The organism is Bradyrhizobium sp. (assembly GCF_035701725.1).
GTDB lineage: Bacteria > Pseudomonadota > Alphaproteobacteria > Rhizobiales > Xanthobacteraceae > Bradyrhizobium.
Genome location: NZ_DASSRP010000213.1, coordinates 1 through 5,499, shown reverse-complemented (window position 1 = coordinate 5,499; position 5,499 = coordinate 1). Strand labels below are relative to the sequence as shown.

Genomic DNA, 5,499 nt, shown 5'->3' with positions numbered 1-5,499 from the left:
CCGTCCCTCGTCTTTCGAATGGTCTCATGGTGAGCGATGCTCTCGCCTTTGCCGACACGCGTGAGAATGTCGCGTAGCTCGGCCAGCTTCTCGGGCGGAACGAGGAGGTCGATGTGTTCGCCGATAGCCTCGATGGCGGTATAGCCGAACAGCCGCTCGGCCGCCGGGTTCCAGCCGGTGATGGTGCCGTCGAGCGCCTTGGTGATGATAGCGTCGTTGGAGGATTCGACGACCGAACTGAACAGGCGCTCCCGTTCGCGGTGACGCTGTTGTTCGGAAGCGCTTTCGCGCCGCAGGGCGTAAAGCAGTCGGGAGAGCCGCGCCTGCAGATTGATGTTTTGCAGCAGCAGTGCACCGAGCACGAAACACGCCGCGAACAGTCCATAAACACGGCCAATATAGAAGCCGAAGTCGAACCGACCCTGGTTGAGCAAGGCCGATGAGCTCACGTCGAGCAGCCAGGCGTACACGACCACCATGATCCAGATATCGAGGACAGAGTGAGGCCGTCGCTGCCAGAGCAGGACCAGCGCCGCGAAATTGATGCCCCACACGACAAGGCCCGCCTTGAAGATTGCGGGCCCATAGCCTTTCTCGGTGAGAAGCACCGGCAGGAACTGGTGAAGCTCCGTGACCATGTAGATAACGGCGCCAATGGCCGCGAAGACGCCGATCACGCTCGCGACGATCGCACCGCCGACCGATCCCTTGATCTTGCCGCCGCCGTCCTTGTCCTTGAGCCATGCATAGCCGATGACAAAGAGCGGAAAGCCGCCGTGCCAGGCCATGTAGATCCAGGCCGTGGATTGCTGCCCGGCGTTAAAGAACCCGGTAGGGGTCACAAGGTTCGGGAAGGTGAGGGCGTGAACCACCGCTGCAAGCGCGGTAAAGAGATAGCCCGAGGCAAGCAGCAGCAGCGCCCGCGATCGCAGCAGTGAAAATTGCGAGAGCAACAGTGTCGTGGTGATCAGATCATTGATCGCCAGCGCCGATTGATAACTGGCAACGAAAGCCGGAACCGGCGGCAGCTGTTCGCGCGCGAAGGGAATGGTTGCCACGAAGAAAACCGCCGATGCAATAACGACGCCAAGGGCAATCTTGCGGTCGCTACTGGTGGCAGGCAGGGTCGATAGAAAGATATTGCGGTCGTCGCCTGCTTCCACCTTTGTCTCCTGCCTCTCTTCCGGTAGCGCCGTTCTGAAGTTCCTGCACTACAGGCGGCGAGCTCGATCAGGATAGTCTGCCCTGCCTGCGACTTTTCGAAGTTCGTGAAAGCGGGTGCTGCAACGGAACACGAACGCAACCCTGGCACTGAGGTATGGAACTTGCGTCCGTCCGCGGCAACGCACCGGAGCGAAGCGGCAGGCGACCAAGGCGAGCATATTGTCCCTATTGCCGTTCGGAGGGAATGGCCGCAGCGATTTTTCCTGGCAGACCCGGCAGAAGCGGCGAACTGGACAGGCAGCCGTCGACCACGGCCAGCAGTTCCGACGGCTTGAACGGTTTTTGCAGGCTCGAGACCGCCCCAAGCCGCGTCGCCATGTGCAGGAAGTCCGGGGCGTGTTCCGAAGCAAGGCTGAATTGTTGCCCTGAAATCACGATGACGGGCATCTGCGGCCGCGATCGATGCACCTGCTTCATGGTCTCAAAGCCGTCCATTCCCGGCATGAAGATATCGACGATGAGCAGGTCGAAGCTCTGCTTTTCGATGAGCTGCAAGCCGGTGCGACTATTGTCGACGGTCTCGACGATATGTGCTGCGCGCTCAAGCAGGATCTTGATGGTGGCAAGAACCGCCCGGTCGTCATCGATGACGAGAATGCTCGCCATGGACTTCCTCTTGGATCGAGCTCTTTTCGAGGGGATCGTCCGCTCAACCAAGGGTTACATATTTCTTGATTCCGGCCAAGTCCGGCCCGCCGCCAAGCCTTTGATTGGTTGACGCGAACTTACCGGATCGCCCGCAAATCGATGGTCTTAACGGCAACTGGCGAGAGGTTCCCGCCGCGGAAATTCAACCCGGGGATTTACAAGCCGCACGAAAACGCCCCGGCGAACCGGGGCGTTGAATGGAGACGTGGGGTTGAGGGCTCAACAGCCCTACGAACGCCTTACGCACCCTTTACGAACCCTTGGGGTTGATCTCGGTATAGCCGCCCTTGGCATCCCACTTATAGACGACGTAGTCGATCTGCTTGATGTCGCCCTTGGCGTCGAACTCAAGCTTGCCGATCACGGTATCCCAGGAGCCGGCCTTGATCGTATCCATGACCTTCTTCGGGTCCATGGTGCCGGCCTTCGCCACCGCCTGCGTCCACACCTGCATCGCGGCGTAGGTGTAGAGAGTATAGCCTTCGGGGTCGATATTGCTCGACTTGAACTTCTCGACGATCGCCTTCGCGGTCGGCTTGTTGCGCGGGTCGGGGCCGAAGGTGAACAGCGTGCCTTCGCCGGCCGGTCCGGTGATGGAGGCGAATTCCTTGTCGGCGAGCGCGTCGCCGGCCATCAGCACGGTCTGCATTCCCTGGTCGCGCATCTGGCGCACGATCAGGCCGGATTCCTGATGGTAGCCGCCGACATAGACCAGATCGATGTTCTCGCGCTTCATGCGCGAGACGATCGCGGTGAAGTCCTTGTCGCCCTTGTTGTAGGACTCGAACATCTTCTCCTGGAAGCCGGCCTTGTTCAGCGCCTTCTTGGTTTCGTCGGCCAGTCCCTTGCCGTAGGTGGTCTTGTCATTGAGGATGGCGACGTTCTTGCCCTTGTAGAATTTCGCGATGTAGTCAGCCGCGACCAGCCCTTGCTGATCGTCGCGACCGCAGACGCGTGCCACGTTCCAAAGCTTGCGCTCGGTGAACAGCGGATTGGTCGAGGCAGGGGTGATCTGGAGCACGTTGCCGTCGGCGTAGGCTTCCGAGGCCGGGATCGATGATGACGAGCAGTAGTGCCCCATCACGAACGGGATCTTGGAGCTGGCGAACTTCTCCGCGACCGAGCGGGCCTGCTTCGGATCGCAGGCGTCGTCGCCGACTTCCAGAGCGAGTTTCTTTCCGAGTACGCCGCCGGCGGCGTTGACGTCGTTGACGGCCATTTCGGCGCCGTTCTTCATCTGACGGCCAAACGCGGATTCGCCGCCCGTCATCGGGCCCGCCACGCCGACGGTGACGTTTTGCGCAAACGCTGCCGTCGACAAGGCCAGCGATGCGCCAATTGCCAGGCCAAGGAGCTTGATTGATTTCATGAGAGATCCTCTCGGGTAGTTCGCCATGGGATTTCCCCGGCAGGCGGCCGGGTAAAGCTGGTATCGCGGCATTGTCGGCTGATTTTGCGGCGAAGTCATCGGGAAATTTAGGGCAGACGGGGCGGCGATTTGCCCTTTTTGCGTCGTGCTAATGCCGGCCGCCTTCAAGATAGGCGGCGCGGATTTCCGGGCGCTGCAGCAGTTCCGCACCCGTTCCCTGGAGCGTAATCAGGCCGTTGACCATGACGTAACCGCGGTGGGCAAGCTTGAGCGCGTGGTTGGCGTTCTGTTCGACGATCAGGACAGTGAGGCCGTCCTGGCGGTTGAGCGTGCGGATCGCATCGAAGATCTGACGGGCAATCAGCGGCGCCAGGCCGAGCGAGGGCTCGTCGAGCAGGAGCAGGCGGGGACGGCTCATCAGCGCGCGGCCGATCGCCAGCATCTGCTGCTCGCCGCCGGAGAGCGTGCCGCCGCGCTGGGTCAGCCGCTCCTTCAGCCGCGGAAATAGCGTCAGCACCCGATCGAGGCCGCCTTGCCGCTCGGTTTCAGTCGAGTCGGTGGCGTCGGCTCCCATTTGCAGGTTTTCCGCCACGCTCATCCGCGGAAATATCCGGCGGCCTTCCGGCGATTGCGCGATGCGCAGCCGCGCGATCTCGTGGGTCGGGACGGCCGTGATGTCGCGGCCGTCGAACAGGATCTGGCCGGCCTTGGCTTTGGGCCTGCCGAAGATCGTCATCATCAGCGTCGATTTTCCGGCGCCGTTAGCGCCGATCAGTGCGACGATTTCGCCCGCAGCGATTTCGAGGTCGACACCCTTGAGCGCCTCGATCTTGCCGTAGGCGGCGCGAAGGCCGCGGATCGCAAGCAAAGGCGAGGCGGGCGGCGGCGTCATGCGCCGCTCTCCATGACGGCGGCGGCTTCCTCTTCGTCGGCACCGAGATAGGCGGCGATCACCTTTGGATTGTCTCGCACATCCTGCGGCGCGCCTTCGGCGATCCTCACGCCGTAATCCATCACCACGATATGATCGGAGATTTCCATCACCACCGACATGTCGTGCTCGATCAGAAGGATCGATGTGCCCTGGTCGCGGATCGAGAGCAAGAGTTCGCTCAAAGCTGCGCTCTCGCGCGCATTCAGACCGGCCGCCGGTTCATCGAGACAAAGCAGCGCCGGCTCGGTGCACATCGCGCGCGCGATCTCCAGACGCCGCTGGTCGCCATAGGGCAGATTGCCCGCAGCTTCGTCGGCGCGCTCGATGAGGCCGATCCGCGTCAACCATTGCTTGGCCTGATCGATCGCCTGGTTCTCGGCGGCGCGATAGGATGGCGCACCGATCAGGCCGAGGAACGTGAAGCCTGATGCCAGCATCAGCGCATTATGCTGGGCGACCATCAGGTTTTCGAGCGCGGTCATGCCGGGAAACAAACGGATGTTCTGAAAGGTTCGCGCCACTTTCGCCTGCTTCGAAATCCGGAAATCATTCAGCCGCTCGAGGGCGAAGTTGCGGCCGTCGTCGTGCGTCAGCCCGATCGCACCCGCGGTCGGTTTGTAGAAGCCGGTGATGCAATTGAAGACGGTGGTCTTGCCGGCGCCGTTCGGGCCGATCAACGCGGTGATCTTGTGGCGTTCGGCGGCAAAGGAGAGATTGTTGACGGCGACGACGCCGCCAAAGCGCATGGTCAGGCCTTCGACGGCAAGGATGGTGTCGCCGGTCATCCTCGTCCTTCCCTGGCGAGTTCGGAAGAGATTGCCGTGCTTTGCCGCAGGAAAACCGTCGGCGCACGATGACCGATCAGGCCGCGCGGCCGCCAGATCATCAGCAGCACCATCGCCATGCCGAACACCAGCATGCGGTATTGGTCGAAACCACGAAACAGCTCGAAGCCGCCAATCAGGGTGAGAGCCGCGAGCGCGACGCCAAGCTGCGAACCCATGCCGCCAAGCACGACGATGGCGAGCACCAGCGCCGATTCCTGGAAGGTGAAGGATTCCGGGCTGATGAAACCTTGCCGCGTGGCAAAGAACGCGCCGGCAAAGCCGCCGAACATCGCCCCGGTTGCGAACGCGGTCAGCTTGGTCGTGGTGATGTTGATGCCAAGTGCGCGGCAGGCGACTTCATCCTCGCGCAAGGCTTCCCAGGCACGGCCGATCGGCAACCGCCGCAGGCGGATGGTCACCCAATTGGTCAAAAGCGCGAGCGCGAGGATCAGGTAGAACAGAAACACGATGCGCTGGGTCGGCGAGAATTCGAAGCC

Annotated in this window: 6 protein-coding genes; all 6 read right to left on the bottom strand. The window is 61.8% G+C overall.

The annotated features are described in order from the left end of the window. Positions 1-1,163 (bottom strand): MASE4 domain-containing protein (locus tag VFL62_RS12280; RefSeq protein ID WP_325172646.1); only part of this gene is annotated, 1,163 nt, incomplete at its 3' end. A 226-nt stretch (positions 1,164-1,389) separates the two neighbouring features. Continuing rightward, positions 1,390-1,830 (bottom strand): response regulator, encoded by a 441-nt coding sequence (locus VFL62_RS12275; RefSeq protein ID WP_325172645.1) that lies wholly within the window; start codon positions 1,828-1,830, stop codon positions 1,390-1,392. 292 nt (positions 1,831-2,122) lie between these two features. Next, a complete protein-coding gene (locus VFL62_RS12270; RefSeq protein ID WP_325172644.1) occupies positions 2,123-3,241 on the bottom strand; it encodes a branched-chain amino acid ABC transporter substrate-binding protein in 1,119 nt (372 codons plus the stop codon). Positions 3,242-3,389: 148 nt separating this feature from the next. After that, on the bottom strand, positions 3,390-4,133 hold the full coding sequence (locus VFL62_RS12265) for an ABC transporter ATP-binding protein (protein ID WP_325172643.1): 744 nt from the start codon (positions 4,131-4,133) through the stop codon (positions 3,390-3,392). Further along, positions 4,130-4,960, bottom strand: coding sequence for an ABC transporter ATP-binding protein (locus VFL62_RS12260; RefSeq protein WP_325172642.1), 831 nt, complete (start codon positions 4,958-4,960; stop codon positions 4,130-4,132). Before VFL62_RS12260 ends, VFL62_RS12265 begins: the two co-directional genes overlap by 4 nt. Further along, a partial coding sequence (locus VFL62_RS12255; RefSeq protein WP_414644692.1) for an ABC transporter permease subunit occupies positions 4,957-5,499 on the bottom strand: 543 nt, incomplete at its 5' end. The genes VFL62_RS12255 and VFL62_RS12260, both read right to left, overlap by 4 nt.

Excerpts from the sequence above, each read along its gene's own strand:
- VFL62_RS12275 (WP_325172645.1), bottom strand. The coding sequence starts at position 1,830 with ATGGCGAGCATTCTCGTCATCGATGACGACCGGGCGGTTCTTGCCACC.
- VFL62_RS12270 (WP_325172644.1), bottom strand. The coding sequence starts at position 3,241 with ATGAAATCAATCAAGCTCCTTGGCCTGGCAATTGGCGCATCGCTGGCC.
- VFL62_RS12265 (WP_325172643.1), bottom strand. The coding sequence starts at position 4,133 with ATGACGCCGCCGCCCGCCTCGCCTTTGCTTGCGATCCGCGGCCTTCGC.
- VFL62_RS12260 (WP_325172642.1), bottom strand. The coding sequence starts at position 4,960 with ATGACCGGCGACACCATCCTTGCCGTCGAAGGCCTGACCATGCGCTTT.